The sequence below is a fragment of the Streptomyces sp. NPDC057280 genome, from assembly GCF_042668605.1.
Classification (GTDB): domain Bacteria; phylum Actinomycetota; class Actinomycetes; order Streptomycetales; family Streptomycetaceae; genus Streptomyces.
Genome location: NZ_JBHUYR010000006.1, coordinates 121,630 through 148,309, shown reverse-complemented (window position 1 = coordinate 148,309; position 26,680 = coordinate 121,630). Strand labels below are relative to the sequence as shown.

General features: G+C 71.6%; 25 protein-coding genes. 21 read left to right on the top strand and 4 right to left on the bottom strand.

The window, feature by feature from the left end; genetic code table 11:
• Positions 1 to 245: 245 nt before the first annotated feature.
• The 3 genes from ACFUO4_RS30725 to ACFUO4_RS30715 all read left to right on the top strand — a co-directional run bounded on the left by ACFUO4_RS30725 (position 246) and on the right by ACFUO4_RS30715 (position 4,900).
• Positions 246 to 980, top strand: coding sequence for a D-Ala-D-Ala carboxypeptidase family metallohydrolase (locus tag ACFUO4_RS30725; RefSeq protein WP_383490966.1), 735 nt, complete (start codon positions 246 to 248; stop codon positions 978 to 980).
• 164 nt (positions 981 to 1,144) lie between these two features.
• Positions 1,145 to 1,999, top strand: a complete 855-nt coding sequence (locus tag ACFUO4_RS30720) for a class II glutamine amidotransferase (protein ID WP_383491569.1) — start codon at positions 1,145 to 1,147, stop codon at positions 1,997 to 1,999.
• Between the two features lie 291 nt (positions 2,000 to 2,290).
• Positions 2,291 to 4,900 carry a LuxR C-terminal-related transcriptional regulator gene (locus ACFUO4_RS30715; RefSeq protein ID WP_383491567.1) on the top strand — a complete coding sequence of 870 codons (2,610 nt, stop codon included), beginning with the start codon at positions 2,291 to 2,293 and terminating at the stop codon, positions 4,898 to 4,900.
• Positions 4,901 to 4,930: 30 nt separating this feature from the next.
• On the opposite strand, the gene ACFUO4_RS30710 is transcribed toward ACFUO4_RS30715, so the two are convergent.
• Entirely contained in the window at positions 4,931 to 7,000 is a 2,070-nt protein-coding gene (locus ACFUO4_RS30710; RefSeq protein ID WP_383490964.1) for a SpoIIE family protein phosphatase, read from the bottom strand.
• 219 nt (positions 7,001 to 7,219) lie between these two features.
• On the opposite strand from ACFUO4_RS30710, the gene ACFUO4_RS30705 reads away from it, so the two are divergent.
• From ACFUO4_RS30705 to ACFUO4_RS30690, 4 genes are all read left to right on the top strand, one after another.
• Positions 7,220 to 9,040 carry a glycoside hydrolase family 15 protein gene (locus ACFUO4_RS30705; protein ID WP_383490962.1) on the top strand — a complete coding sequence of 607 codons (1,821 nt, stop codon included), beginning with the start codon at positions 7,220 to 7,222 and terminating at the stop codon, positions 9,038 to 9,040.
• A 29-nt stretch (positions 9,041 to 9,069) separates the two neighbouring features.
• Positions 9,070 to 10,698, top strand: a complete 1,629-nt coding sequence (locus tag ACFUO4_RS30700; RefSeq protein ID WP_383490961.1) for an MFS transporter — start codon at positions 9,070 to 9,072, stop codon at positions 10,696 to 10,698.
• Between the two features lie 18 nt (positions 10,699 to 10,716).
• Positions 10,717 to 11,223: a hypothetical protein gene (locus ACFUO4_RS30695; RefSeq protein ID WP_383490959.1), complete on the top strand. Its 507-nt coding sequence runs from the start codon at positions 10,717 to 10,719 to the stop codon at positions 11,221 to 11,223.
• A 129-nt stretch (positions 11,224 to 11,352) separates the two neighbouring features.
• Positions 11,353 to 11,550, top strand: coding sequence for a hypothetical protein (locus ACFUO4_RS30690; protein WP_059193549.1), 198 nt, complete (start codon positions 11,353 to 11,355; stop codon positions 11,548 to 11,550).
• A gap of 27 nt (positions 11,551 to 11,577) precedes the next feature.
• Here ACFUO4_RS30690 and ACFUO4_RS30685 read toward each other — a convergent pair whose 3' ends face one another.
• Positions 11,578 to 12,987 carry a DUF2252 domain-containing protein gene (locus ACFUO4_RS30685; RefSeq protein WP_383490957.1) on the bottom strand — a complete coding sequence of 470 codons (1,410 nt, stop codon included), beginning with the start codon at positions 12,985 to 12,987 and terminating at the stop codon, positions 11,578 to 11,580.
• A 328-nt stretch (positions 12,988 to 13,315) separates the two neighbouring features.
• Between ACFUO4_RS30685 and ACFUO4_RS30680 the strand changes: the two genes are divergently transcribed.
• From ACFUO4_RS30680 to ACFUO4_RS30615, 14 genes are all read left to right on the top strand, one after another.
• On the top strand, positions 13,316 to 13,972 hold the full coding sequence (locus ACFUO4_RS30680; protein ID WP_383490955.1) for an HdeD family acid-resistance protein: 657 nt from the start codon (positions 13,316 to 13,318) through the stop codon (positions 13,970 to 13,972).
• Between the two features lie 271 nt (positions 13,973 to 14,243).
• The gene (locus ACFUO4_RS30675) at positions 14,244 to 14,390 is read left to right on the top strand and encodes a hypothetical protein (protein ID WP_179143443.1); all 147 of its coding nucleotides are present in this window, start codon (positions 14,244 to 14,246) and stop codon (positions 14,388 to 14,390) included.
• A 76-nt stretch (positions 14,391 to 14,466) separates the two neighbouring features.
• Positions 14,467 to 14,925 (top strand): SHOCT domain-containing protein, encoded by a 459-nt coding sequence (locus ACFUO4_RS30670; protein WP_079310352.1) that lies wholly within the window; start codon positions 14,467 to 14,469, stop codon positions 14,923 to 14,925.
• 30 nt (positions 14,926 to 14,955) lie between these two features.
• The gene (locus tag ACFUO4_RS30665; RefSeq protein WP_079310351.1) at positions 14,956 to 15,438 is read left to right on the top strand and encodes a hypothetical protein; all 483 of its coding nucleotides are present in this window, start codon (positions 14,956 to 14,958) and stop codon (positions 15,436 to 15,438) included.
• A gap of 236 nt (positions 15,439 to 15,674) precedes the next feature.
• Positions 15,675 to 17,348 (top strand): FAD-dependent oxidoreductase, encoded by a 1,674-nt coding sequence (locus ACFUO4_RS30660; protein ID WP_383490952.1) that lies wholly within the window; start codon positions 15,675 to 15,677, stop codon positions 17,346 to 17,348.
• Positions 17,349 to 17,578: 230 nt separating this feature from the next.
• Complete coding sequence (locus ACFUO4_RS30655; RefSeq protein WP_383490950.1) at positions 17,579 to 18,082, top strand: hypothetical protein; 504 nt, start codon at positions 17,579 to 17,581, stop codon at positions 18,080 to 18,082.
• A gap of 119 nt (positions 18,083 to 18,201) precedes the next feature.
• Positions 18,202 to 18,855: a class F sortase gene (locus ACFUO4_RS30650; RefSeq protein ID WP_079310348.1), complete on the top strand. Its 654-nt coding sequence runs from the start codon at positions 18,202 to 18,204 to the stop codon at positions 18,853 to 18,855.
• A gap of 161 nt (positions 18,856 to 19,016) precedes the next feature.
• Positions 19,017 to 20,162 (top strand): SchA/CurD-like domain-containing protein, encoded by a 1,146-nt coding sequence (locus ACFUO4_RS30645; RefSeq protein ID WP_383490948.1) that lies wholly within the window; start codon positions 19,017 to 19,019, stop codon positions 20,160 to 20,162.
• Positions 20,163 to 20,254: 92 nt separating this feature from the next.
• A complete protein-coding gene (locus ACFUO4_RS30640; RefSeq protein WP_079310346.1) occupies positions 20,255 to 20,692 on the top strand; it encodes a cupin domain-containing protein in 438 nt (145 codons plus the stop codon).
• A complete protein-coding gene (locus ACFUO4_RS30635; protein WP_383490946.1) occupies positions 20,689 to 21,957 on the top strand; it encodes a beta-ketoacyl-[acyl-carrier-protein] synthase family protein in 1,269 nt (422 codons plus the stop codon). Before ACFUO4_RS30640 ends, ACFUO4_RS30635 begins: the two co-directional genes overlap by 4 nt.
• Positions 21,954 to 23,201: a beta-ketoacyl synthase N-terminal-like domain-containing protein gene (locus ACFUO4_RS30630; RefSeq protein ID WP_383490944.1), complete on the top strand. Its 1,248-nt coding sequence runs from the start codon at positions 21,954 to 21,956 to the stop codon at positions 23,199 to 23,201. The genes ACFUO4_RS30635 and ACFUO4_RS30630 overlap by 4 nt, the downstream gene beginning before the upstream one ends.
• A gap of 54 nt (positions 23,202 to 23,255) precedes the next feature.
• Positions 23,256 to 23,513 (top strand): acyl carrier protein, encoded by a 258-nt coding sequence (locus tag ACFUO4_RS30625; RefSeq protein WP_383490942.1) that lies wholly within the window; start codon positions 23,256 to 23,258, stop codon positions 23,511 to 23,513.
• A gap of 1 nt (position 23,514) precedes the next feature.
• Positions 23,515 to 23,994: an SRPBCC family protein gene (locus ACFUO4_RS30620; protein WP_079310344.1), complete on the top strand. Its 480-nt coding sequence runs from the start codon at positions 23,515 to 23,517 to the stop codon at positions 23,992 to 23,994.
• Between the two features lie 20 nt (positions 23,995 to 24,014).
• The gene (locus ACFUO4_RS30615) at positions 24,015 to 24,347 is read left to right on the top strand and encodes a TcmI family type II polyketide cyclase (protein WP_383490940.1); all 333 of its coding nucleotides are present in this window, start codon (positions 24,015 to 24,017) and stop codon (positions 24,345 to 24,347) included.
• 88 nt (positions 24,348 to 24,435) lie between these two features.
• On the opposite strand, the gene ACFUO4_RS30610 is transcribed toward ACFUO4_RS30615, so the two are convergent.
• The gene (locus tag ACFUO4_RS30610; protein WP_383490938.1) at positions 24,436 to 25,479 is read right to left on the bottom strand and encodes a methyltransferase; all 1,044 of its coding nucleotides are present in this window, start codon (positions 25,477 to 25,479) and stop codon (positions 24,436 to 24,438) included.
• Positions 25,480 to 25,522: 43 nt separating this feature from the next.
• Entirely contained in the window at positions 25,523 to 26,584 is a 1,062-nt protein-coding gene (locus ACFUO4_RS30605; RefSeq protein WP_383490936.1) for a nitrous oxide reductase family maturation protein NosD, read from the bottom strand.
• Between the last annotated feature and the right edge of the window lie 96 nt (positions 26,585 to 26,680).

Here is a 26,680-nt window from a genome sequence, read left to right as displayed (position 1 = left end):
GGGACCAACCGCCGGTTGGTCCCACCGCCCGTCTCGCCCCTTCCGCCGATCCGCTCGTCCTGTTCGCCCGGCCGCGGAAGCACCGCAGCCAGGAAGCACCTCCGCCAAGGTCTGGACAAATGACGGAAGTTCGCGCCCGTTGACGCGCGTAGCCGACCAGCCTCACGCTGAGCGGTGGAGGGTCACGCTGTGGCCGCCGATCCGAGGGTCGGCGCTGTTTCGGGACGTGCGGTCGGGAGGCCGGAATGCTCGTACGGGTGGCACGCTTGGTCGCCTCGCTTGTCATGATCGCGTCAGGCGCAGTGGTGGGGGTGGGCTACGGAGCGGGCACCGCTGCGGCCGACGACTGCTACACCTGGAGCCGCACGCTCTCTCAGGGGACGTCCGGCAGTGATGTGACACAGCTGCAGATACGGGTCGCCGGATGGGTCACCTCCGGCGAGCGGCTGTCCTATGACGGCCAGTACGGGGCGCGCACCGCGGCGGCGGTCGCCAAGTTCCAGTCGGCCTACGGTCTGACGGCCGACGGCGTGGCGGGCCCCGCGACCTACGCCAAGATCTACTCCCTCCAGGACGCGGACTGCACGCCGGTCCACTTCAGCTACGCGGAACTCAACAAGTGCAATGGCGACTGGTCGGGCGGCGCGGTCTCCGCGGCCACGGCGAAGGCCAACGCGCTGAAGACCATGTGGAAACTGGAGGCGATGCGCCACGCGCTGGGCGACGTGCCGATCACGATATCGAGCGGCTTTCGTTCCTACGCCTGCAACAGCGCGGTCGGAGGATCGTCCACGAGCCGCCACCTGTACGGCGACGCGGCCGACCTGACCGGCTCGGTGAGCCTGTGCCGGCTCGCCCAGCAGGCCCGCACGCACGGCTTCTCGGAGATTCTCGGACCGGGTTACCCGGACCATGACGATCACACGCACGTGGCGCTCGACCCCTCGCCCTACTGGTCCGCACCGACCTGCGGCATCTGACCGGGCGATCGCGCTCGACGTGCCCGGAGGGCCGGGGCACGGGATACTGGGGGTTACTCGCAAGGACGACGCTCCCACTCCGCCGCCTCCGAGTCCGTCCGGCCGCGGCACGTCGGAAAGCCATCGCCCCGATGCCGTCGATCCTCGGAGCGGAGGGATCCAAGATGTGCCGCTGGATCGCCTACTCGGGCACCCCGATCCTGCTCAGCCAGGTGCTGTTCGAGCCGTCGCACTCGTTGATCGACCAGAGTCTGCACTCCCGCATGGGGGTGGAGACGACCAACGGTGACGGCTTCGGCATCGGCTGGTACGCCGACGCGGCGGTGGCCACTCCGGCTGTCGTGCGGGACGTGGGCCCGGCCTGGAACAACCGGAATCTGCGCGAGGTCGCCCACCACGTCCGCTCGGGTCTCTTCTTCGCCCACATCAGGGCGGCGACCGGGACGGCCGTGCAGCAGTCCAACTGCCACCCCTTCCGTCACGGCCGCTGGCTGTGGATGCACAACGGCATGATCAACGACTTCCGGCTGCTGCGCCGGGACCTGGCTGTGGCGGTCGATCCGGCGCTGTACCCCGACATCGAGGGGTCCACCGACTCCGAACTCATGTTCTTCCTGGCCCTCACCTTCGGTCTCACGGACGATCCGCCCGGTGCCGTGGCGCGCATGGCGGCCTTCGTCGAAACGACGGGGCACCGGCACGGCGTGCAGCATCCCCTTCAGATGACGGTCGCGGTGGCCGACGGTGAGCGTCTCTGGGCGTTCCGCCACTCCAGCGAAGGCCGCTCGCGGTCGCTGTTCTACAGCACCAGGGTGGAGACGCTGCGCGCACTCCACCCGGACGCCGACTTCCTGCGGGGCATCTCCGACGAGACCCGCCTGGTCGTGTCCGAACCGCTGGGTGACCTGCCCGGCGCCTGGAACGAGGTACCGGAGAACAGTTACGGCGTCGTCCAGCCCGGGGGTGACGCGTTCCACGCGTTCCGGCCCGACCTGGAACGGGACGTGATCCGAGGCTGAGCGGCGCAACGCGAGGGCTGGTGAACGGTCCGATGGCGTCGTGCGCCGGGCCGGTAAGGCTGGGATGCTGGTGGGGGAGCGCCGCCCGTGATCTGGTCCCGACGGACAGGGGTGAGGGTGGTGAGCGGTGTGGCCGAGACTTCCAGCGGCGGTGCGGAACCCAAGGTTCCGCCCATTCCTGGCACTGATGCCGTGGCGTACCCGTCCGTTCCCGGCGCCGATGCCGTGGCGAACCCGTCCGCTCCCGGCACCGATGCCCTGGGGCGCCCGTCAGTGTCCGGCACCGATCCCATGGGTGACCCGTTCCTGCGCACCCGGTTCGCCATCCCCGCGAGGCCGGCCACCTTCGTGCCGCGCCAGCGGCTCGTCGAGCACCTCGACCAGGCGCTGCGGACACCGCTGACACTCCTCAACGGCTCGGCCGGGGCCGGCAAGACCCTGCTGGCCGCCGACTGGGCGGCCGGTCTGGGACATCCGGTCGCCTGGCTCAGCGTCGAAGAGGGGGACCGGCACCCAGGGGTGTTCTGGGCCTACGTCGTCCAGGCACTGCATGCTGCCGGCGCGCTGGAAGCCGGTCCGGCCGGATTCCCGGCGGACCCGCCCCGGGTGGACGGCAGGCTGCTGGCCACGCTCGCCGCCGAACTGAACGATCACGACCGGCCCGTGGTCCTCGTGCTCGACGACTGCGACCGCGTGAGCGCACCCGAGATCGCCGAGCAGCTGGAGTTCGTCCTGCACCACGCCGGACGGGGGCTGCACCTCGTCCTCGTCACCCGCACCGAACCGCTGCTGCCGCTGCACCGCTACCGGGCGGCCGGTGAACTGACGGAGATCCGGGCCGCCGAGCTGGCCTTCACCCCCGAGGAAGCCGTCACCCTGCTGGAGCTGCACGGTCTGAGCCTTCCGGTGACCGCGGCGCGCGCCTTGGTGGACCGCACCCGGGGGTGGGCCGTCGGCCTGCGCCTGTCGGCGCTGGCCGCCCGGGACAACGCCGATCCCGAGCTCTACCTGAAGGAGTTCGAGGCCGAACGGAGCACGATCGCGGATTTCCTGCTGGCCGAGGTCCTCAAGGGGCAGACGGAGGAGACTCAGGACCTCCTGCTGCGGGTCAGCGTCCTGGAGCGGTTCTGTCCAGAGCTGGCCGACGCGCTGACCGGCCGGACCGATGCCGAGCCCCTTCTCGTCGGGCTGCACCGCGCGAACGCCTTCGTCGAGCACCTCGGGCGCTCCTGGTACCGGCTCCACCCGCTGTTCGGGGAGATCCTCCGGGCGCATCTGCGCATGCGCCTGCCCGGGCTGGAGCCGGAACTCCACCGGAGGGCCGCGCTTTGGCTGCGCAGTTCCGGATTCCTGCCGGAGACGGTCGCGCACGGTGCCGCGGCGGGCGACTGGGACGCCGCGGCGGGCGCCGTCATCGACGACCTCGCGATCGGCCGACTCCTCACGGGAGCGCCGTCGGACGACATGGCCCGGCTGTTCTCCACCATGACGTCCGGGACCGGGAGCCCCGACAGGGAACTGGTGCGGGCGGCCCGTGAGCTGGCCCGCTACGACCTCGACCACGGTCTGGCAAGCCTGCGCCACGCCGAGGAACAGCTGGCCGGCCAGGCGCCCGACCGGGCGGCCGCGCAGTTGAGCTGTGCGCTGCTGGAGACGCTGGCCGCCCGCCTGACCGGATGCCTCCCCCAGGCAGAGAGGGCCGCCGAAGCCGCCGACGCACTGCGCCAGGAGGTCCCGCGGCACCTCCTGGACAGGCATCCCGAACTGCCCGCTCTGCTGCTGACCCACCTGGGCTCGGTGCGGCTGTGGGCCGGACGTTTCGAGGAGGCACGCGCTGCTCTGACCGCGGTGGCCGGTGCGCCCGAGGGAGCCGCCACCGCGATGCCCCGGGAGGAGTCGAGGTCTCACCTGGCCCTGCTGGACTATCTGAACGGCTGGCTCGGCCGGGCGGAGCGCAAGGCGCTGGCGGCGGTGTCCGAGGCCGAGCAGGACGGGCTGGCTCAGTCCTCCGGCTCCGGCATCGGCCGACTGGTTCTGGCGGCCGTGGCCGTCGACCGCAACGAACTGGACCGGGCCCAGGCCCTGCTCGACGAGACGGCCGAACTGCCGGCGGGAGCGCGGGATCCGGTGCCGAGGGCGGGGCGTGCCCTCGCCGCAGGCCGTCTCCTGCTGCTCAAAGGCCAGGCCCGAGCCGCCGTCGAGGCCTCGGACGCCGCCGTTGCCGGTGCGGTGTCCTCGCCGTGGGCGGAAAGCCACGAAGCGGTCGTCACCTCTGCCGCACACCTGGCCGAAGGGCGCCCGGACGAGGCCGCCGAGGCGCTGCGCGGCGTCAGCGCGGACCAGCCGGTTTCTGCCGTGGAGGCCGCGGCGATCCAGCTCGCCGCAGGACGCCCCGCGGAGGCCATCGACCTGCTCGACAGCATCCACACCCAGGGCGGGACGGGGCCCGCGGTGACCGTGCGGGCGGCGCTGGTGAGGGCACAGGCCGCCGCGGAGGCGGGAGACTCCGCCACCGCTCACCGGCTCGTGGCGCGGGCGCTCCTGGACGCCCGCCGCGAGCGGCTGCGGCGTCCGTTCCTCGACGCCGGTGCCTGGATCCGGCCTCTGCTGGCCACGGCTGCGCTGCACGAGCTGGCGGCGGGCTGGCTGACGCCGGGGCCGCCGGCAGGCAGTGGGCGGCCGGAGCCGTCGCTGCCACCGCTGGTCGCGGTGGAACTGAGCGGACGCGAGCGGGACGTGCTGGAGCGGCTGGCGAGGATGATGTCGACGGAGGAGATCGCCGCCGACCTCTATCTGTCGGTGAACACGGTGAAGACGCACCTCAAGAGCGTCTACCGCAAGCTCGCGGTGAACCGGCGGGGTGACGCGGTGCGCCGCGCGCGGGATCTCGGGCTGCTGTGATCCTTCCGCAGGCGCCCCCGCCGGTGCTGTTCAGTCGGCGGGCGGCAGGGTCTGCTCGGTCCAGATCGTCTTGCCCGACGCCGTGTACCGCGTGCCCCACGTCTGGGCGAGCTGGGCGATGATGAACAGGCCGCGCCCGCCCTCCTCCACGACACCCGCGTGCCGCAGGCGGGGAGAGGCCGAGCCGGCGTCCCGGACCTCGCACGTCAGCGTCCGGTCGTGGATCAGGCGGAGCTCGATGGGCGGAGTGCCGTAGCGGACGGCGTTGGTGACGAGTTCGCTGACGATGAGTTGGGTGTCGTCCGCCGTCTCGCCTTTCAGGCCCCAGGCGGCGAGCTGCTCGCGGGTTCGGCGTCGGGCGACGGCGACGGCCGAGGGGCTCGCGTCGAGCCGCCACGCGGCACGCCGGTCGGCAGGGAAGGCCCGGGTGCGCGCGACGATCATCGCCGCGGCGCCGATCCCCGGGCCCGCGGCGAGGGCGTACACCAGGGCGTCGCACAGGTCCTGCAGCGGGCGGTCCCGGAAGTGGGGCGCCGAGGTGAGCGGCCCGGAGCCGTCCGACAGATACGCGGTGAGGAGCGGGTCGCTGGTGAAGACCAGCACGCTGCCGGCCGGTACGTCGATCTGGGTGGCGGCGAAAGGGGCGTCCGGTGCCGTGCCCAGGCGCGGCCCTGACGGTGTCGCGGGCAGCAGCACGGTGGCGTCGGGGCGCACGACCAGCGGGGCGAGAGCGCCGGCCGCGGCCAGCGTGCAGGTCTCGGACAGGGGGTCGTGGACCGCGTACACGCAGTCGGCGGTGAGGGACTCGCGGCGCAGCGGATCGCCGAGGGGGAGGTTCGCGCGTTCCGCGGCCAGCTGACCGGCGGTCGCGTGCAGACGGGCCATGAGCTCGTCGGGAGGCAGGTCGAACGCCGCCAGCGACCGCACGGCGGTGCGCAGCTGCCCCATGGTCGCCGCGGCGTTCAGGGCGCGGCCCGACACGTTGCCGACGACGAGAGCGGTGCGTGCGCCGGAGAGGGCGATCGTGTCGTACCAGGCACCGGGGTCGGCGCCCGTGAGGGTGAGATAGGCGGCCTCCAGGGAGGTGTGGGTCTCCGGGCGGCGGGGCAGCAACTGCCGCTGCACCGTGGCCGCGACGGTGTGTTCGCGTGTGTAGCGGCGCGCGTTGTCGATGCACAGGGCGGTGTGGGCGGCCAGCTCGACGGCCAGCTCCTGGTCGCCGGCGTCGAAGGCGGGTGACCGCCCGGTGCGGTAGAGGCTGACCACGCCGAGCGCCGCGTCGCGCAGTGTCAGAGGGACCACGAGCAGGGAGTGGGCCTTCGAGGAGCGGATCGCCTCGGCCCGCGCGGGATCGACGGCGAGCCAGGGGGCGTCGCTGTCCAGTGCGACCGCGCGCGGTCTCAGATCGTTCAGGGCCTGGGTGAAAGGCGTGGGAGCCGGCAGGCTGTGCACCTCTCCGACCGGGTGGGCTCGGGGCGCGTGCGTGCGGGTGCTGCGGAACGCGGTGCGCATCAGCGGGGTGCTCGGCGGCAGGGGCGCCAGGGGCGGGTCTTCGCCACGGATCACCGCCTCCACGACCTCCACGATGGCGACGTCGGCGAAATCGGGGACCACCGCGGCCACGAGCTCCTCGCCGGTCACCGTGGGATCGAGCGCGCGGCCCACGTGCACGCGCACGGCGTCGAGGACCCGGGCCCGGGCCCGGGTCCGCACGGCGTCGGTGACGTCGACCACGGCGACCGCCACACCGAGCACTCTCCCGCGCGAGCCCTGCAGCCGCAGCGCGGTCACCTCGTAGTGATGCGACATCCCGTCGAGGCGGGCGGGCACGACGTGCCGCACCAGTGGCTCGCCCGTGTCCAGGACCTTGCGGAGAACGGCCTCGACGTCGGCGTCGACCATGTCGTAGACCTCGCGGGCCGGTCGCCCCGCCAGCTCGTCCTCGGCCACGCCCCGCATCGCGGGAGTCGCGGTGTTGACGCGTACGACCCGCAGGTCGGCGTCCAGCAGGTGCAGCCCGATCGGTGCCTGGTCGAACAACGCGTCCAGCATCGAGACCGCCGTCTCGTCCGCCGGCCGGCCGGCAGCACCGTCTGCCATCGAGATCACCTGTCGCTTCCCTTGCGCACCGGGACGTCCTCCCAGCGTCCTCTGCGCCCCGGGCCGCTGCATCCCAGGGTGCGAGCCGGTCCGGACGACGGCCGCCCGGTCGAGACTCACCCGCGGCGGGGGAAGTGGGCGCGGGCCGGTCGTGGCCAAGGTGGGCGGAGTCCGGGCGCGCCAGGACGACCGGGACGTGCCGCCGGAAGGAGCCCGCACATGCGCCGCTACCCCCCGATCGCCGATCACGGGATGGTCGGAGACCTGCAGACGGCCGCGCTCGTCTCCTCCGAGGGCACGGTCGACTGGCTGTGCGCCCCGAGGTTCGACTCGCCCAGTGTGTTCGCCTCGCTGCTCGACCACGACCGCGGCGGACACTTCAGCGTCCGCGCCGACACGCCGCGGCCCCCGGTCCAGCTGTACCTCCAGGACACCGCCGTGCTCGTGACCCGTTTCCTCGCGGAGGACGGGGTGGGCGAGGTGGTCGACTTCATGCCGGTGACGCCGACAGGGCGACCGGAAGGCCGGCACCGGCTGGTCCGCGTCCTGCGGGTCACGCGCGGCCGGGTCCGCTTCACCCTCGAGTGCCGCCCCCGCTTCGACTACGGGCGGGCCGGCCACCGGCTGGACGTCGCCGGGGAAGCCGTGCGTTTCGACGCGCCCGGCGCCCAGGCCACGGTGCAGAGCGTCGGACCGGTGACCTGGCGCGGGGACGGCGACGACGTCCGCGGCGAGGCGACCCTGGGGCCGGACGACTTCGCCGCCGTCGTCCTGACGGTGGGGGACCCGGACGAGGCCGCTCCGGCACCGCTGAGCCGGGCCGACGTGGTCACGCTGTTCGAGCAGACCCGTGACTTCTGGCATGCGTGGGTCCGCCGCAGCCGGTACCGGGGACGCTGGCAGGACATGGTGAACCGGGCGGCCATCACCCTCAAGCTGCTCACCTACGCGCCCACCGGAGCGCCCGTCGCGGCCCCCACCATGGGGCTGCCGGAGCAGGTCGGCGGCGGGCGCAACTGGGACTACCGCTACACCTGGGTCCGGGACGGCTCGATGTCGGTCGGCGCCCTGCTCGGGCTCGGTTACCTGGAGGAGGCGCACGCCTTCCGTGACTGGCTGGGCGAGCGGATCAGGGCAGGAGGCACGGTCAGCGGTGAGCCCCTGCAGATCATGTACCGGATCGACGGCGACCCCGACCTTCCGGAAGAGGTCCTGGACCACTGGGAGGGCTACCGCGGGTCCGCGCCGGTCCGCGTGGGCAACGGCGCGGCGGGCCAACTGCAGCTCGACATCTACGGAGAGGCGGTCCTGGCCCTGTCCCAGGCCGTCGAGGACGCCGCCGAGCCGCCGCCGTACGACGGCTGGCAGTCCCTGGCCGGCGTGCTCGACTGGCTGGTCAAGGCGTGGGACCGGCCCGACGAAGGCATCTGGGAGACCCGGGGCGGGCAGAAGGACTTCACCTACAGCCGGCTGATGTGCTGGGCGGCCTTCGACCGGGGCATCCGGATGGCCCGCGACTTCGCCCGCCCCGCCGACCTCACCGGGTGGGTCACGGCACGGGACGACATCCTGCGCCAGGTCATGGAACGCGGCTGGAGCACCAGCCGCCAGGCGTTCGTCCAGCACTACGACGACACCACGCTCGACGCGTCCCTGCTGCTGATGCCGTCCGTCGGATTCATCGCACCGAACGACCGCCGCTGGCTGTCGACGCTGGACGCGATGGAAGAGGAACTGGTCTCCGACAGCCTTGTCTACCGTTACGATCCCGCGGCGTCCCCGGACGGACTGCGGGGGAGCGAAGGCACGTTCTCGCTGTGCAGCTTCCTGTACGTCAACGCGCTCGCCCGGGCGGGCCGGCTCGGGCAGGCCCGGTACGCCTTCGACAAGATGCTCACCTACGCCAATCACGGAGGGCTGTTCGCGGAGGAGGTCGGCCCCACGGGAGAGCAACTGGGCAACTTCCCGCAGGCGTTCACCCACCTCGCGCTGATCACGGCCGCCCTCTCGCTCGACGAGCAGATGGACGCGGCCCGCTGAGCGGGGACGGCCCCGGTGAGGTGGCGAACGTGAAGCACTGGCGGGCGCTGATCGTCCTCGGCACGGCCCAGTTCCTGATGGTCCTGGACACCTCCGTCATGAACGTGTCCGTCAGCCAGCTCGTCGAGGACTTCGACACCGAGGTCACCGCCATCCAGGCGGTCATCACCCTGTACGCGCTGGTCATGGCCGCCTTCATGATCATCGGGGGTCGGTGCGGGGACATCCTGGGCCGGCGCCGCATGTTCCTCCTGGGACTGGTCGTCTACGCCGTCGGCTCGGCCCTGACCGCGGTGGCACCCACGCTGTGGGTCCTCACGCTGGGCTGGTCCGTCATCGAGGGGCTCGGCGCCGCCATGGTGCTGCCGGCCATGGCCGCCCTCGTGGCGGAGTCGTACCGCGGCAGGGACCGGGCGGTCGCCTACGCGGTCATCGGCGGGCTCGCCGGTGCCGGGATCGCGGTCGGCCCCTTGCTGGGCGGCTGGGTGACGACGTATCTGACCTGGCGGCTGGTCTTCGCCGGCGAGGTCGTGATCGTCGTGGCGATCCTGCTGTGCCGACGGGTGATCGCCACGCCCGCCCCGGCCGGCCCGCCTCCACGCCTGGACTGGGTCGGCGCGGTGCTCTCCGCGGCCGGGCTGGGGCTGTGCGTGCTCGGGGTGCTGCAGAGCAGCACCTGGGGGTGGGTGCAGCCCCGCAACGCTCCCTTCACCGTCCTCGGTTTCGCCCCCACGCTCTTCGTCGTCGCGGCCGGGGCGGCCGTCCTGGCCGTCTTCCGGCACTGGGAGCGGCGACGCGACGCCATGGGCGCCGACCCCCTCGTCCACCTGTCCCTGCTGGGCAGGCCGGTGCTGCGATCCGGGCTGCTGACGCTGCTGAGCCAGAACCTCATCCTGCTGGGGCTGTTCTTCACCATCCCGCTGTACCTGCAGGTGGTTCAGGGCTTCGACGCCTTCGAGACGGGGCTGCGGCTGCTTCCGGTGTCCGTGACCATGTTCGTCACCTCCCTGTCGGCGTCGTCGCTGGGGCGGATCCTGGGGCCGCGCCGGGTGGTCCGGCTGGCCCTGCTGATCCTGATGGCCTCCATCGTGTGGCTATTGGCCACCATCGAGCCGGCCATCGACGACGCCCAGTTCGCCGGCGCCATGGCTCTGCTGGGCGTGGGCGTCGGCCTGCTCGCCTCGCAGCTGGGCAACGTCGTCCAGTCCGGCGTCGGCGAGGAGGAACGCAGTGAGGCCGGCGGGCTCCAGTTCACGGCCCAGAACCTGGGCTCCGCGCTGGGAACCGCTCTCATCGGGTCCATCCTCATCGGCGCGCTGGCACACTCCTTCACCGCACAGGTGGAAAGCCATCCTCAGCTGTCCGAGGCGACGCGTGATCAGGTCGGTGTCCGCCTCGAGGCCGGGATCACCTTCGTCCCCACCGACCAGGTGCGCGCCGGCGCCGAACGCGCCGGACTGCCGGCCTCCGAAGTGGAAGCCGTCGCGGACTCCTACGCCGACGCGCAGCTGGACGGCCTGAAGGCGGCCGTCCTGGCCACGGGCGGTATCGCTCTTGTCAGTTTCCTGGTCACTCACCACCTGCCCGCCGCACGGGAGAGCCGGCCGCGGCGGCCGGACGCCGATGCCCCGGCCGACGCCATGGGCGCGGCGCACTGAGTCCGGAGGGAGTCACCGGTGTCCAGAACGAGGACCGGCACGGCCACGGCTCAGGGACCGCGGGAGGACTACACCGGCGGCGTCTACGGGTCCATGCTCGCGGCGTCCGTGGTGATCGGTGCCGGTTCCCTGGGTTCGTTCCCCCGCACCGAGCTGGTGCTGCTGCTGTTGCTCACCGGCCTGGTGTTCTGGATCGGGCATGTGCACGCCCAGCTGTTCGGGGCCCGTCTCGCACGTCAGCCCCTGGACCGGCGGGTCGTGGCGCACGTGTGCCGGGACGAGTGGCCGATCGTCGAGGCCGCCGTCCCGCCCGCCGTGGCGGTGGCCGTCAGCCCGCTCCTGGGCATGGACGTGCGTGGTGCCGCGTGGCTGGCCCTGTGCGTCGCGGTGGCGGGTCAGGTGGGCTGGTCCGTGGCCGCGGCACGCCATGCCGGTGCCTCGCCGCGCCTGATGGCGGCCACCGCGTCGGTCAATCTGGTGCTCGGCCTGCTGATCATCACCTTCAAGATCGTTCTGACGCACTGACCGGCGACGGCGTCCGACCTGCACAGCACGGTCACCTGTACCGGGTGAGGCCCGAACCGACGAGGGGGCGAGACGATCGCAGCCAAGGGCACGTCCACCCGTCCCTCGCACTTCGTGGGAGAACAGCTCGTGCGCTACGAGATCCGAGTCGAAGGACACCTGTCGGAAACGCTGGCCAAGGCCTTTCCGGAGCTCGGCCACGTGGTGATGGCCGGTCAGACCGTCCTGTTCGGTCCCGTCGTGGACGAGGCGCACCTGTACGGCCTGCTGGCGAGGTGCCAGTCGCTGGGGCTGCGTGTGCTGGAGATGCGCCAGCTGCCGGAGTGAGGGGACGAGGGGAGCGGCACGGTCCCCTCAGCGCTGCTCCGCCTTGATCCGGCCGGAGCGGCGGGCGGCCTCCAGCGCCGCGAAGTCCCGCTCGTTCTGGTCGGCGTAGGACTGCGCGAACTCGGTGAGCGCCCGGTCGAAGCGGTCGCTCGTGCCCAGGTAGGCGGCGAGGGCGATGGGGTCGCCCGAGCGGGCGTGCGCCCGTGCCAGGGACGCCCCGCACAGCCGGCCGAAGAGATCGAGCAGGTCCGGCCCCATGGTCTCCGTCTGGGCGATGCCCTTCCAGTCCCACAGCTGGCGGACGTAGAAGTCCCGGTCCTGGCCGTCGAGGCCCACGACGCTCGTCCAGCCCAGGAAGATGTCACTGGTCGTCTGCATCAGGCGCTGCCCGGTCACCACCCGGCGTCCCTGGTTGTCGTACCGGTCGCCGCCCGTGTGGGCGGACAGCACCGACTTCCCGGCCTCCTTGGCCTGCAGCACCAGTGGATCGTCGTCGTCCCTGCCGAGCAGGAGCAGGATCCAGCAGCGAGTGCCGACACTGCCGACGCCCACCACCTTGCGGGCCATGTCCACCAGACGGTAGCGGCGCAGCAGATGGCGTCGCTCGGAGGGAAGAGTCTGCGCGTACTGGTCGACGAGGCCGCGCAGCTGCTTCTCGCGCCCTTCTTCGGACGGGTCGTCCAGCAGCTGGTCGAGCGGGGTGATCAGCGGCGGGTCGGGGGTGATACGACGCCCCTGGTCGGTCATCTCGGTGAGCTTGCCGTAGGCCTTCAGATGGGTGCGGGTGCGGGCCCGCTCCGTGGCGCGGGCGGTCCGGCGGGCCTCGTCCTCGTCCATCGCCGAGGCCAGCAGCTCCCGCAGCCGGTCGACGGCGTCCTGCGCGTACCAGACGTCCAGGGTGCGCATCCCGGCGAACTCGTGCATCCGCTCCCGGTAGGCCCGCACACAGGCCCGCACGGTGCTGTTCTGCTGCTTGCGCGAGAAGCCGTTCGCCCGGGCCGCCGTCACGAAACCGGCCGCCAGCCGTTTGACGTCCCACTCGAACGGCCCGGGCAGCGTCTCGTCGAAGTCGTTGATGTCGAAGACCAGACGGCGCTCGGGCGAGGCGAGCAGCCGGAAGTTCAGCGGGTGCGCGTCTCCGCAGAGCTGCACCTGCAGCCCGGTGTCGGGCAGGGGAGCCAGGTCGGCCGCCATGATCGCGGCCGCGCCGCGGTAGAAGCGGAACGGCGACTCCAGCATGCGGCCGTAGCGGATCGGCACCAACTCCGGTACCCGCTCCGCCGACTGACGCTCCACCACCTCGACGGGGTCGAGCCGCTGCGCTGCGGCCTCGTACCGGCCGTGCGACGAACGCGACGCCCGCCGACGCGCCTCCCTGCCGTGGGCCGCTCGCTCGGCCGGGCTCAGCGACGCGGTGAAAACGCTCGGCACGGTCATGGTCCCGCCTCCTTGTCCGGTGTCCCGGCGCCGGCGCACAGGCGCCGGTGGGGTGGTCGGAACCTCGACGGCCCGCAGTCGCGCTTGAGGCGCGCGGCTTCGAGCCTCGGCCGCCCACGTCGAGTCGTCTCGTCCTGTCCGGCCGGGCGCCGGATCAGCCGGGCGCCGGGGGACCTCCAGCTCACCGCCACGGACGCGTGCACGGCTCACCCGTGGTGGGTGAGCCGGTCACCGAGCGGCGGCGTGACCCTGGACCGGTCGGGTGTGCACCCCCCTTCACCCGTCCCGTCGGCTCTCGAAGCGGCGGCTGATCACGCGAGGAGGAGCCATGACCATGTCGCGTGAACCGGTATCGCGTGCCGGGCAGCCGTACGGGCCCGACGGGGCGGGTGCCCCTGCGACCGGCGACCCCGCGGAGGAACTCGCCCGGCTCGGCCGCTCCTGGACCTGGCTCCTGGGATCGGCTCTGGCGACGCTCGTACCGGGGGTTCTGGTGCTGGTCTGGCCGGAGGCGACACTGCACGTCCTGGCCGTCCTCATCGGCCTGTACCTGCTGGTGACCGGCGCCTTCCGGTTCGTGGCCGCCTTCGGCCGCGAGGGGCACGAGCGGTTGCCGGGACTGCTCCTGGCCGTGCTGTACGTCCTGGCCGGAGTGCTGAGCCTGCGCAACCCGCTGCAGACGATCGCCGCGCTCTCACTGATCACCGGGGCCGTCTGGCTGGTGTCCGGCATCCTCACCCTCTACACGGCGATCTCCGTCACGTACCTGCCGCACCGGGGCGTCGTCGCGGCCGCCGCCGTGCTCGGCATCGTCGCCGGGATCGTGGTGCTCGCCCTGCCCACCGAATCGGCGCGCGCCCTGACCCGGCTGCTCGGCCTGTGGCTCGTCCTGCTGGGGCTGGCGGAGGCGGCGGTCGCCCTGGCGTGGCGAGCCGCGCTGCGCAGGACACGTCCTCCGGGGCCGGACCCCGACACGACGGCATGACGCCGCAGCCGGTTTCCGGTGCGCGCGTGAGAGGGCTCGGGGCACCCGGGCCCTCTGCCATGGAGTGCAGCCACCGACCGGCACCTGCCGTGACGGCGAAGGAGGAAGCGGCGTACGAACGCCTGGTCCACCGTCACGTGCCGCCCGGGCCGGGCCCGGCTGCTGTCCCGTCTCACCGCCCTCAACGCCGTCGAGGGCTCCGTACGGCTCGCCGCGCAGGCCTTTCTCACCGCGCTTCCCCCGCTCACGACCGTCGCGGCCTTCGCCCCCGGTGCGCACCGCGGTCCGGCGGTGGCAGCTGTGGCTGATCGCGGTCTTCCTGGTGGCCGTCGCCGCCTCGGCTCTCGGCGAGTACGTCGCCTCCACCGCCTGGCATCGGGCGGTGGCCCGGTGGCGACTGTTCACCCGCACCGGGTGAGGCCGTGCGGCCCTCGTCCCATCCACGCTGAGGACAGCAACGGCGGCGGGACGGGGGCCCGGGACGGAGGAGAGACATGAGCGCGCAGACCTACCTGGCGTACGACTATCCCCTGCTGAGCGTCTTCTGGAGCATGCTCTGGTTCTTCCTGTGGATCATGTGGTTCATCCTGCTCTTCCGGATCGTCGTCGACATCTTCCGCGACGACGAGCTGAGCGGGTGGGCGAAGGCGGGCTGGCTGGTGTTCACCATCGTGCTGCCCTTCCTCGGCGTGTTCGTCTACGTCATCGCCCGCGGCAAGAACATGGGGCGCCGGGAGATCGCCCAGGCGCGTGCGCAACAGGAGGAGTTCAACGCCTACATCAGGCAGACCGCGGCCGGCGGGACCAGCAGTGTCGACGAGCTCGCGAAGCTGTCCGAGATCCGCTCTCGCGGCGACATCACGGACGAGGAGTTCCGCAGGGCGAAGGACCTGGTCCTGGCAGGCCAGGGATCGGCACCCACGGGCTCTGCCCCCGGCACCACCGGTCGCTGAGCGTCCGGGCCACACGAATCGAGGCGCAAGATGACCGCGACACACACCCGGCCGGCACACACGGCGAAGCAGGAGTGGGCAACGGGCCTGGCGGCCTTCGCAGCCGTGATGCTCTTTCTCGTCGGCCTGCTCGACATCTTCCGGGGCATCATGGGCATCGCCGAGGACGACATCTTCGTCACGACGCGCAACTACGTGTTCGAGTTCGACCTGACCGGCTGGGGCTGGGTCCACCTCGCTCTGGGCGTGGTGGCCGTGATCGTCAGTATCGGGCTGCTCCAGACGGCGACCTGGGCGCGCGTGTCCGGCGTGGTCATCGCCGGATTCGTCATCATCGCCAACTTCCTGTCGCTGCCGTACTACCCGGTGTGGTCGGTCGTGATGATCGCCCTCTCCGGCTTCATCATCTGGGCCCTGTGCGTGGTCCAGCGTGACAACCTCTTCGACCTGTCCGAGGAACGCCCGACGGTCGACGAGCGCCCACCGGTCTCCACACCGCACGGACCCGCGTGAGGCCGGCGCGACACGCCGAGCGACCGCAGGGATGACGCGTCGCGAGCGACGCGTCATCTGTGTCCAGGCGGCGGCGCATGCCACCCGCCACGGACAACGCACCGGTTCCGCTGACTCGGCGAACCCGGCGAGTAGAGCGGGTGAAGCTGGGGCCCGCCCCCATGCCAGGGGGGCATGCATGAGGCTCGCGGCCGAATGCGGCCGGGTCGACAGAGACAGCGAGCTGGAGGCGGGCCATGGCACGAAGAACGGAACGAACAGACGACCAGAGCGACGAGACGATCCATCATGTCCCCGTCCTCATCGTCGGCGGCTCCCTCGTGGGGCTGTCGACCTCGTTGTTCCTGAGCCGGTTGGGCGTACGGCACACGCTGGTGGAGCGGCATGCCGGGACGTCCATTCACCCTCGTGGGCGCGGGAACAACGTCCGTACGATGGAGCTGTTCCGGACGGCCGGCGTCGAGCCGGCGATCCGGGAGGCCGCCGCCACGCTGGACGACAACCACGGGATCCTCCAGACACCCACGCTGGTGGGTGACGCGGGGGAGTGGCTCTTCAAGGAGATCGACGCCGGCGGCGCACTGGCCCGCTTCAGTTCCAGCTCATGGTGCCTGTGCAGCCAGAACGACCTGGAGCCGGTGCTGCTCGAACACGCCGAGCGGCTCGGCGGCGATCTGCGCTACGGCACCGAACTGCTGTCGTTCGACAGTGACTCCTCCGGCGTCACCGCGGTGGTCAAGAGCCGGGAGACCGGTGAGCACACCACCATCCGCGCGGACTACCTCGTCGCCGCGGACGGCCCCCGCAGCCCTGTCCGTGAGCAACTCGGCATCGCCCAGAGCGGTCCTGGCGACCTGTTCAGCAACGTGAGCATCACCTTCCGGTCCCGCCGCCTCGCCGATGTGGTGGGCGATCGCCGCTTCATCGTCTGCTATCTGACGAACCCGGAGGCGGACGGGGCGCTGCTGCCGGTGGACAACCGGGAGAACTGGGTGTTCCACGCTCCCTGGCATCCCGAACAGGGCGAAACGCTGGAGGACTTCACCGACGAGCGGTGCGCGGAGCACATCCGGCGCGCGATCGGAGTCGCCGACCTCGACGTCCAGGTCACCGGCAAGGCTCCCTGGAACGCCGCCGAGCGGGTCGCCCGCAGCTACCGGGCGGGGCGGGTCTTCCTGGCCGGCGACTCGGCCCACGAGATGTCCCCCACGGGGGCCTTCGGCTCCAACACCGGCATCCAGGACGCGCACAACCTCGCCTGGAAACTGGCCGCCGTACTGGACGGCTGGGCGGGGGAGGCGCTGCTGGACAGCTACGACGCCGAGCGGCGCCCGGTGGCCGAGGCGACCAGCGCCCGCGCCTCCGCACGGTCCGTGGAGCACAGCCACCCCGGCTTCGCTCCGCCACCCGGCATGGGCGGCGGCGGTGGCCCGCAGCGCGGCATCCTCGGCGTGGTCCTCGGCTACCGCTATCCGCGTGGCGCCGTCATCGGAACCGACCCCGACGCTCCGGTCGTACCGGAACGCTTCGAACTGTCCGGCGAACCCGGCAGCAGGGCGCCGCACCTGGCGGTCCGTCACCGCGGCGAACGGATCTCCACCCTGGACCTCTACGAGAAGGCGTTCGTCCTGCTCAGCGACGCCGATCACCCAAGTGGCTGGCACGAGGCGGCCGTCCGCGTCGCCGCATCGATGTCCGTCCCCCTCACCTCGTACCGGGTGGGCAGCAGCTCCGATGCCGAGCTGACGCCCGAGGGGGAGACGGACTGGGCGGCCGCGCATGGCACGACGCCCGCGGGCGCCGTACTCGTCCGGCCGGACGGGTTCGTGGCCTGGCGGGCCGCAGGGGCCGAGCCTGACGCCGAGTCAGTGCTGCGCGATGCCCTGAGGACGCTGCTGGCAGCCGTCTGACCTAGGCAGATGCGGCCGACCGGTCCCTCCACGGGGCCGGTCGGCCGCGTCGTGCGGCCATGGTGTCGCCACCGTCGGACAGCGGCCGGGTTCACCCGTGCGACCGCCCCGAGTGGTGCGCGGGGCCGTGGGCACTGACGGTGGATCATGTCGGGGACGGATCACCTCAGCTGACGAAGCGCCAGCTGTCCGCTCCTCGGCGGAGGGAATGTCAGATGCACTCTGCTCGCATGCTCCTTGCCACCGCGGCGGCTTCGACCGTCCTCGTTCTGGGCGCACCCGGCGCCCATGCCGCCGGCAGCGACTGGGAGGACCACACGGACTCCTCGTACAGCAAGGAGACGGACTCCTCGTACAGCAAGGACCACGACAAGGACAGCGGTCACGACTCGCCGCACGGTGGCATGCACACCGGTGGTGGGGCGCTGACCGCGGTGAACGCGGACGGTTCCGACACCGCGAAGGACCCCAGGTTCGACCCGGAGACGTACAAGGACAAGGACAAGGGGCAGGGCAAGGACTACGGCAGCACGAAGGAGGAGGACTCCTGGGGCGGGGAGCAGGACAGCGACGGCTGGAGCGGCCGCGAGGAGAAGCCGAGCGGCGGCATGCACACCGGCGGCGGCGCACTCGCCTCGCCGGCCGTGACCGCGGGCGGGCTGGCCGTCCTGGCGGTCGCCGCCACCGGTCTGTACGCGGCGCGCCGTAAGAAGACCTCCGAAAGCGTGGCCTGAGCCATGCCGGATGCGATAGCCGCCGCGGCCGCCACGCGCGTGTCGCGTGGCGGCCCGCCGGCTCCCCGGTACCCGTCCCTCGTCCGAACTTCTGTCCCGCCCTGGTGAGGTAGCGTCCGATGGCAGCCCGTCCCCCTTCCCTCGCAGACAACCCGCCCCGCACCAAAGCGCTGGTGGTGGGCGCGGTAGCGGCCCTGGTGCTGGCCATGGGCCTGTTCGGCGGCAATGACGACGCGCCGTCCGACGCCTCCCCTCCCACCCGGGCCCCGCACACCGAGGCCGCGGCGGCTCCGCCGGCCGCACGGGCCGCGGGGAAACATCTGCCGCGCGCGAGACCCGTACGCCTGCTCATTCCGAAGATCTCCGTCGATGCGCCCTTCACGGACCTCGCCATCGGCCCCACCGGACAGCTCCAGCCGCCCCCGGCCGCCGACACCAATCTCGTCGGCTGGTTCGCCAAGGGAGCCTCCCCCGGGGAGGCGGGCACCTCGATCATCGCCGGTCACGTCGACACGGCGACCTCCGCGGCCGTCTTCGCGGACCTCGGAGAGCTGGAGAAGGGCGACACCTTCCAGGTGCGGCGGGCCGACCGGCGCACCGCGTCCTTCGTGGTCGACAGCGTGGAGACGTTCGAGAAGGACCACTTCCCGAGCCGGCGTGTCTATGCCGACACGCCCCAGGCGCAGGTCCGGCTCATCACCTGTGCGGGTGACTACGACCACACGGTCAGGGACTACACGGACAACCTGGTGGTCTTCGCCCACCTGGTCTGAACGGGACCGGCCGCCGGGCCCCGGGGTCGCCCGCCCAGTCGCATACGAGTCGCGCACCTCCGGCAGCGGGCTCAGGATCGAGAGATCGAGGCACGTCGGAGCCGCATCGACGTGATCGACACCCGTCCGGTCCGTTCCCCCGTCAAGGAGATGTGCGCAGGATGACCACCACGTCCGAACGTGTTTCGGAAACTCTCATGCGAGAGGCGTCGCAGCGCGTCTCTCAGTCCGTCTTCGACGGCTCCCGGCTGCGTGTCGTCCTGCTGGTGGACGTCTACGACGGCGCCCAGCAGCAGTTCCTGGAGGCCTACGAGCAGCTGTGCAACCAGGTCGCCTCCGTCCCCGGGCACGTCAGCGACCAGCTGTGCCAGTCCATCGAGAACCCCTCGCAATGGCTCATCACCAGCGAGTGGGAAAGCGCCCCGCCCTTCCTCACCTGGGTCAACAGCGAGGACCACGTACGGATGGTGGAGCCGCTGCACAGCTGTGTCCGCGACACCCGGTCGCTGCGTTTCCACGTCGTGCGGGAGACCGGCGGCCCGGCGGCGGCCGAGTCCGGCGCCCGTGGGCTGCAGGCCTCCCCGCGCATCGGTGACGGGCTGGTCCGGCACGCGCTCACCTTCACGGTCAAGCCGGGCAGCGAGGACGCCGTGGCCGAGATCCTGGCCGGATACGCCTCGCCGGAGTCACGCGTCGACGACACCACCCAGCTGTGCCGCACCTCCCTGTTCATGCACGGCAACCGGGTGGTCCGGGCCATCGAGGTGCGGGGCGACCTGCTCGCCGCACTGCGTCACGTCGCCAAGCAGCCCGAGGTACGGGCCGTCGAGGAAGCCATCAACCCCTATCTGGAGCAGGACAGGGATCTCGACGACCCCGAGGCCGCCCGCCTCTTCTTCACCCGCGCGGCGCTGCCCGCCGTACACCATGTGACGTCGGGTCAGGACAGTGCGGATGCCGAGCGGCAGGCGCTGTACTACCCGGCCCGTGAAGGGTGCGGCATGCGCCTGGCCGAGTTGCTCGCCCGTCAGGACGCGGTGGCGTCCGACGATCCGCGCACGCCGCTGCTGCGCAGCACGATCTTCCAGCGCGACGACGTGGTGGTACGGCTCGTGGACGTGCGCGGCGGGTTCGACAACGTTGCCATGCTGGGTCTCTCGGAGCCTGAGCTGGCGGCCGAGCTCGCGGAACTCCTGGACGCCGAAGCCCTCGAGGCCGGCAGCGCGGGCCCAGACGGTGTTGGCGCGCACCGCCTCACCGTCCCCCGTATGGACCTCGTCACCGACCGCCGGGCGTCCGACGCCTGATTCGCCCCGCCGGCAATCGGGCCGTGACTGCCACGCGCCATGCCGACGAAACACATGTTCGGAGGAACGCCGTGACCAAACTTCCCGGAATCGTGGACCTGAGCGAGGTCGCGCCCAACACCCGGCGCGGCGGGGACCTGCGCGCCCTGCTCACCCCCGCCACCGTCGGCTCCACCAGCGGTTTCATGGGCGTGGCCATCGTGCAGCCCGGCGACCGCATCGCCGAGCACTACCACCCCTACTCCGAGGAGTTCATCTACGTCCTCTGCGGGCAGCTGGAGGTGGACCTGGACGGCGAGACCCATCCGCTCCAGCCCGAGCAGGGGCTGCTGATCCCCGCCTACATGCGGCACCGCTTCCGCAACGTCGGCAAGGTGGAGGCCCGCATGGTCTTCCACCTCGGCCCGCTCGCCCCGAGCCCGCCGCTCGGCCACGTCGACACCGAGGACGCGAACGGAGTGCCGATCGCGGCCGAACCCACCCACACGGGCGTGGGGCGGGGGGCCGACCGACCTCAGGTGCATTCATGACCAGGCGCGTGGCGGTCACCGGCCTGGGCGTCGTCGCCCCGCAGGGCATCGGGGTCCCGGCCTTCTGGGACCTGCTGTCCGAGGGGCGCACGGCGACACGGGGCATCACCTTCTTCGACCCGGCCGGGCTGCGCTCGCAGATCGCCGCCGAGTGCGACTTCGACCCGGCGGCCCACGGCCTGGACCCGGAGCAGATCGCCCGCTGCGACCGGTACATCCAGTTCGCCCTGGCGGCGGGGGAGGAGGCGGTACGGGACTCCGGCCTCGACCTCGCCGTGGAGAACCCGTGGCGCGTGGCGGTCTCCCTGGGCACCGCGGTCGGCGGCACCACCCGGCTGGAGCACGACTACGTGCTGGTCAGCGAGCGGGGCCAACGCTGGGACGTGGACCACCGGCAGGCCGGCCCGCATCTGCACCGCGCGTTCTCGCCGAGCACCCTCGCCTCGACGGTGGCCGAGCGGTTCGAGGCCCGCGGCCCGGTGCAGACGGTCTCCACCGGCTGCACCTCCGGCCTGGACGCCGTCGGGTACGCCTTCCACACGATCGAGGAGGGCCGGGCCGACATCTGCATAACCGGGGCGTCGGACTCGCCGATCTCACCGATCACCATGGCGTGCTTCGACGCGATCAAGGCGACATCCCCCAACAACGACGACCCCGCCCACGCCTCGCGCCCTTTCGACGCGGACCGCAACGGGTTCGTCATGGGAGAGGGCGGCGCGGTCCTCGTCCTGGAGGAGCTGGAACACGCCCGCGCCCGCGGCGCGCGGGTGTACTGCGAGATCGGCGGCTACGCCACGTTCGGCAACGCCTACCACATGACCGGTCTGACCAGTGAGGGACTGGAGATGGCCCGGGCCATCGAGGACGCCCTGGACCAGGCCCGGCTGGACCGCACCGCGATCGACTACGTCAACGCGCACGGCTCGGGCACCCTCCAGAACGACCGGCACGAGACGGCCGCGGTCAAGCGGGCCCTGGGCGCGCACGCCTACGACACGCCCATGAGCTCCATCAAGTCCATGGTGGGCCACTCGCTCGGCGCGATCGGGGCGATCGAACTCGTCGCCTGTGCGCTGGCCCTGACCCACCAGGTCGTCCCGCCCACCGCCAACTACGAGACGCCGGACCCCGAGTGCGATCTGGACTACGTCCCGCGCGTCGCCCGTGAGCGGAGGCTGAACAGCGTTCTCTCCGTGGGCAGCGGCTTCGGTGGCTTCCAGTCCGCGGTGGTCCTCGACCTGCCGAGGGAGGAGACACGATGAGCGGACATCCTCGGCGCGCGGCCATCACCGGCATCGGCGTGGTCGCGCCCAACGGCACCAGCACCGACACCTTCTGGAAGTCGACCAAGGAGGGCATCAGCGTTCTGGACCGCATCACCCGTGAGGGATGCGGGCACCTGCCGCTGCGGGTGGCCGGCGAGGTCCGGGACTTCGACCCGCCGGCCCTCGTGGAGGAGCGCTACCTCGTCCAGACCGACCGGTTCACCCACTTCGCCATGGCCGCGGCCGACCAAGCCCTCGACGACGCCGGTCTCGGCCGCAGCGACACGGACGCGGCGCCGTTCTCCGTGGGTGTGGTGACCGCGGCGGGCTCCGGCGGCGGCGAGTTCGGGCAGCGGGAGCTCGAGCAGCTGTGGGGCAAGGGCAGCCGCTTCGTCGGGCCGTACCAGTCCATCGCCTGGTTCTACGCCGCGAGCACCGGCCAGATCTCCATCCGCCGCGGCTTCAAGGGACCGTGCGGTGTGGTCGCCGCGGACGAGGCCGGCGGCCTCGACGCCGTGGCCCATGCGGCACGGGCCGTGCGGCGCGGCACCGACGCGCTCGTGGCCGGCGCGACCGAGGCACCGCTCGCCCCGTATTCGATGGTGTGCCAGCTCGGCTACGAGGAGTTGAGCAGCGTCGACGACCCGGAGCGCGCCTACCGTCCCTTCACCTCGGCGGCCTGCGGGTTCGTGCCCGCCGAAGGCGGCGCCATGCTCGTGGTGGAGAGTGAGGCCGCGGCCCGGGACCGGGGCGCGGCCGTGCGGGCCACCGTGGCGGGCCACGCGGCCACGTTCACGGGTGCCTCCCGCTGGGAGCAGTCCCGGCAAGGCCTGGCCCAGGCCGTCCTGGGTGCCCTGGCGGAGGCCGACTGCGCGCCCGAGGACATCGACGTGGTCTTCGCCGACGCCCTCGGTGCACCGGAGGCTGATCGTGCCGAGGCACTGGGGATCGTGGACGCCCTGGGCACGCACGGCAGGCGCGTGCCCGTCACCGCGCCGAAGACCGGTACCGGCCGCAGCTACGCGGCAGCGCCCGTCCTGGACGTCGCCGCGGCCGTGCTCGCGCTGGAGCACGGTCTGATCCCGCCCACCCCCAACGTCTTCGACGCCTGCCACGACCTCGACCTCGTGACCTCCCGCGCCCGCGCCGCCGAACTGCGCACCGCGCTCGTCCTCAGCCGAGGACTCATGGGGTCGAACTCGGCGCTCGTGCTCCGGCGCGGCGCCGGCGACGCCTCCTGACGAGGCATCACCAGCCCTTCTCACCCTGCACCCGACACCACAGGAGAACATCGCATGAGTGACCGCATCACCGTGGAGGAGCTCACCGAGCTCCTGAAGAAGTCCGCCGGAGTGACCGTCTCCCCCGAGGAGCTCCGCCAACGCCGTGACACCGGCTTCGAGGCCTTCGGGATCGACTCCCTCGCGCTGCTCGGCATCGTGGGCGAGCTGGAGAACCGGTACGGCACGCCCATGCCGGTCGACGCGGAGAAGAGCAAGACCCCCCAGCAGTTCCTCGAGCTGGTCAACAGCGCCCTTCTGGCGGAGGCCTGACATGGCCGGGCACACCGAGAACGAGATCACCATCGGCGCGCCGCTCGACCTGGTCTGGGACATGACCAACGACGTCGCGAACTGGCCGCAGCTGTTCAGCGAGTATGCCTCCGCCGAGATCCTCTCCCAGGAGGGCAACCGGACCACCTTCCGGCTGACCATGCACCCCGACGAGAACGGGAAGGTGTGGAGCTGGGTGTCGGAACGCGAGCCGGACCGTGACACGCTCACGGTGCGCGCCCGCCGGGTCGAGACCGGGCCCTTCGCCTACATGAACATCGTGTGGCAGTACGAGAAGGTGCTCGAGGGCACCCGGATGGTGTGGACCCAGGACTTCGCGATGAAGCCGGACGCGCCGGTCGACGACGACTGGATGACGGACAACATCAACCGGAACTCCAAGGTCCAGATGGCGTTGATCCGGGACCGGATCGAGCAGGCAGCCACGGAGCGCCGGCCCGCGCCGGTGCTGTCCGACTGACCCGGACGGAGGACAGGACGATGCACCAGTCCCTGATCGTCGCCCGCATGGCACCGGAGTCGGCCATCGACATCGCCCAGGTGTTCGAGGAGTCGGACAAGGGAGAGCTGCCGCACCTCGTGGGCGTCGCCCGCCGCAGCCTCTTCCAGTTCGGCGACGTCTATCTGCACCTCATCGAGTCCGAGCGGGACCCCGCGCCCGCCATCGCCAAGGTGGCCGGGCATCCCGAGTTCCGGGACGTCAGCGAACGGCTGTCGGCGTACGTCACCGCGTACGACCCGGCGACCTGGCGCTCCCCGAAGGACGCGATGGCGCGCTGCTTCTACCGCTGGGAGCGGGACGCCGGCTCCTGAAGCACCCGCACACACCGCCGGTCGCCGGGCACGCGAGGATTGCGCGCCCGGCGACCGGCGGTTCGTGAAGGTGTGCCGGGGGTCTCGATCACCCGGGCACGGTGCAGTCGAAGGCGTGCAGATAGGGGTTGACCGGGCGTACGTCGTCGATCATCAGGCCCGCCATGGTCAGCCTGTCGGTCATGCTGGCGGTGGTGTGCTTGGCGCCGCCCACGTTCAGGAGCAGCAGCAGGTCCATGGCGGTGCTGAAGCGCATCGACGGGGTGTCGTCGACGAGGTTCTCGATGACCACGACCCGCGTTCCGGGACCGCCCGCCCGGATGACGTTGCGCAGGGTGCGGGTCGTACTGTCGTCGTCCCACTCCAGGATGTTCTTGATGACGTACACATCGGCCTTGACCGGTACGTCCTCGCGGCAGTCGCCGGGCACCAGGCGCATCCGGTCGGCGAGCGTGCCTCCCGGCCGCAGCCGTGGATCGGCGTTGGCCACCACGCGCGGCAGGTCGAGCAGAGTGCCGTGCAGCGACGGGTACTTCTCCAGCAGGCTCGCCACCACATGTCCCTGACCGCCCCCGATGTCGGCGACCGAGGTGGCCCCCGACAGGTCGAGGAACGCCGCGACATCGCGCGCGGACTGCATGCTGGAGGTCGTCATGGCGCGGTTGAAGACGTCGGCCGACTCGGGGGCGTCCTCGTTGAGGTAGGGGAAGAACTCCTTGCCGTAGAGCTCCTGCACGACGTTGCGGCCCGAGCGCACCGCTTCGTCCAGGCGCGGCCACGCGTCCCAGGTCCACGGCTCGGTGCACCACAGCACGATGTCGCGCAGGCTGTGCGGGTCGTCCGTGCGCAGTTGCCGGGACATGTCGGTGTGGGTGAAGGTGCCGTCCGGGCGTTCGGCGAAGACGCCGTAGCAGGACAGGGCCCGCAGCAGCCGTCGCAGCGGCTTGGGTTCGGTCTGCACCGCGGCGGCGAGTGCCTCCGCGGACAGCGGGGTGTCGCCGAGGGCGTCGGCGACGTTCAGGCGGGCCGCGGCGCGCAGAGCGGCCGCGCAGGCCGCCCCGAAGGCGAGTTCCCTGAGCCGCATGGGCGGCGGCGCGGTGGATGTCGTGGGTGAGGTCTGTGCGGTCGTCATGAGCCGCCCTCCTTCGTGGAGTTCATGAGCCGTCCCGGGGCGGTCAGCACAGGCCGGCGGGCTTGGATGCCCGGCAGGAGTTGTCCTGGAAGGTGTTGCCGTCGCCGGTGCCCGCGTTGACGAGATCCGCCGGGGAGTTGCCCTTCAGCACGTTGCCGGTGATCCGGTTCCGGTCGTTGGGGGTGCCCACGAAGCTCTTGGACAGGACGATGCCGCCGGACATCGAGGAGCCGCCGACGTTGTCCATGACGCGGTTGTTCGTCACCAAGGTGTCCTCGGCGCCGGTCAGCACGATGCCGGAGCCCTGGAGCGCTTCGAGACGCTCGGTCTTGGGGCAGGACTTGTTGTTGCGTGCGATGCGGTTGTCGCGCACGGTCAGGGCGCCGGCCCTCGGCTTGTTCTCGTCGCCCACGACGAAGACGCCCGCGCAGTTGCCGGTGACGCGGTTGTGCGCGACGGTGAGGTCGCGCAGCCGCCGGACGGTGACACCGATCCGGTTGCCCTCCAGGAGGTTTCCTTCGATCACGGTCCCCTCGGTGTCGACGGCGCCTTCCTCGGCCTTGATCGTGTTCGCGAGGAACAGGCCGGCGTCGCCGCTGTCCCGGACGGTGTTGCCGCGCAACACGGTGCGGACCGAACGTTCTTGCGCGATCCCCCAGACCTTGTTCTTCACCGCGGTCACGTTCCGCACGGTCAGCCTGTCGGTCCCCACCGCGATGACCCCGGCGTTGGAGAAGCCGGTCACGGTGAGGTCGGCGATGGTGACGCCTTCGATGTCCTTGTCCTTCGCGCCGACCACGCAGATGCCGTTGCCGTGCTCACCACAGCTCGCGGCGACCTTGGTCTTGGCCGGCTCCAGGACGGTCAGGCGGCCCATGCCGCGCAGGGTGAGGTGGGGGGTGGTCACCTTGACGCTCTGGCGATAGGTGCCGGGGGTCAGCAGAACGGTGTCTCCGGGTGCGGCGGCGTCCACCGTCTTCTGGATCGAGTCCCCGGGAAAGACCAGGTGTGTCACGGGGGCGGCGGCGACGGCCGGTCCGGCGCCGAGCGCTGCCCCGGTGAGTGCTGCGGCACATGCCAGATAGGCGACATGAGTTTTCATCATATTCGGCACGTTATGACCCGAAGATCAGCAAATGGCCTCGATAGGCCATCCGGCGGCGTGTCACAGCACGGGCGCCTTCGACCAGGGCCGACGGGC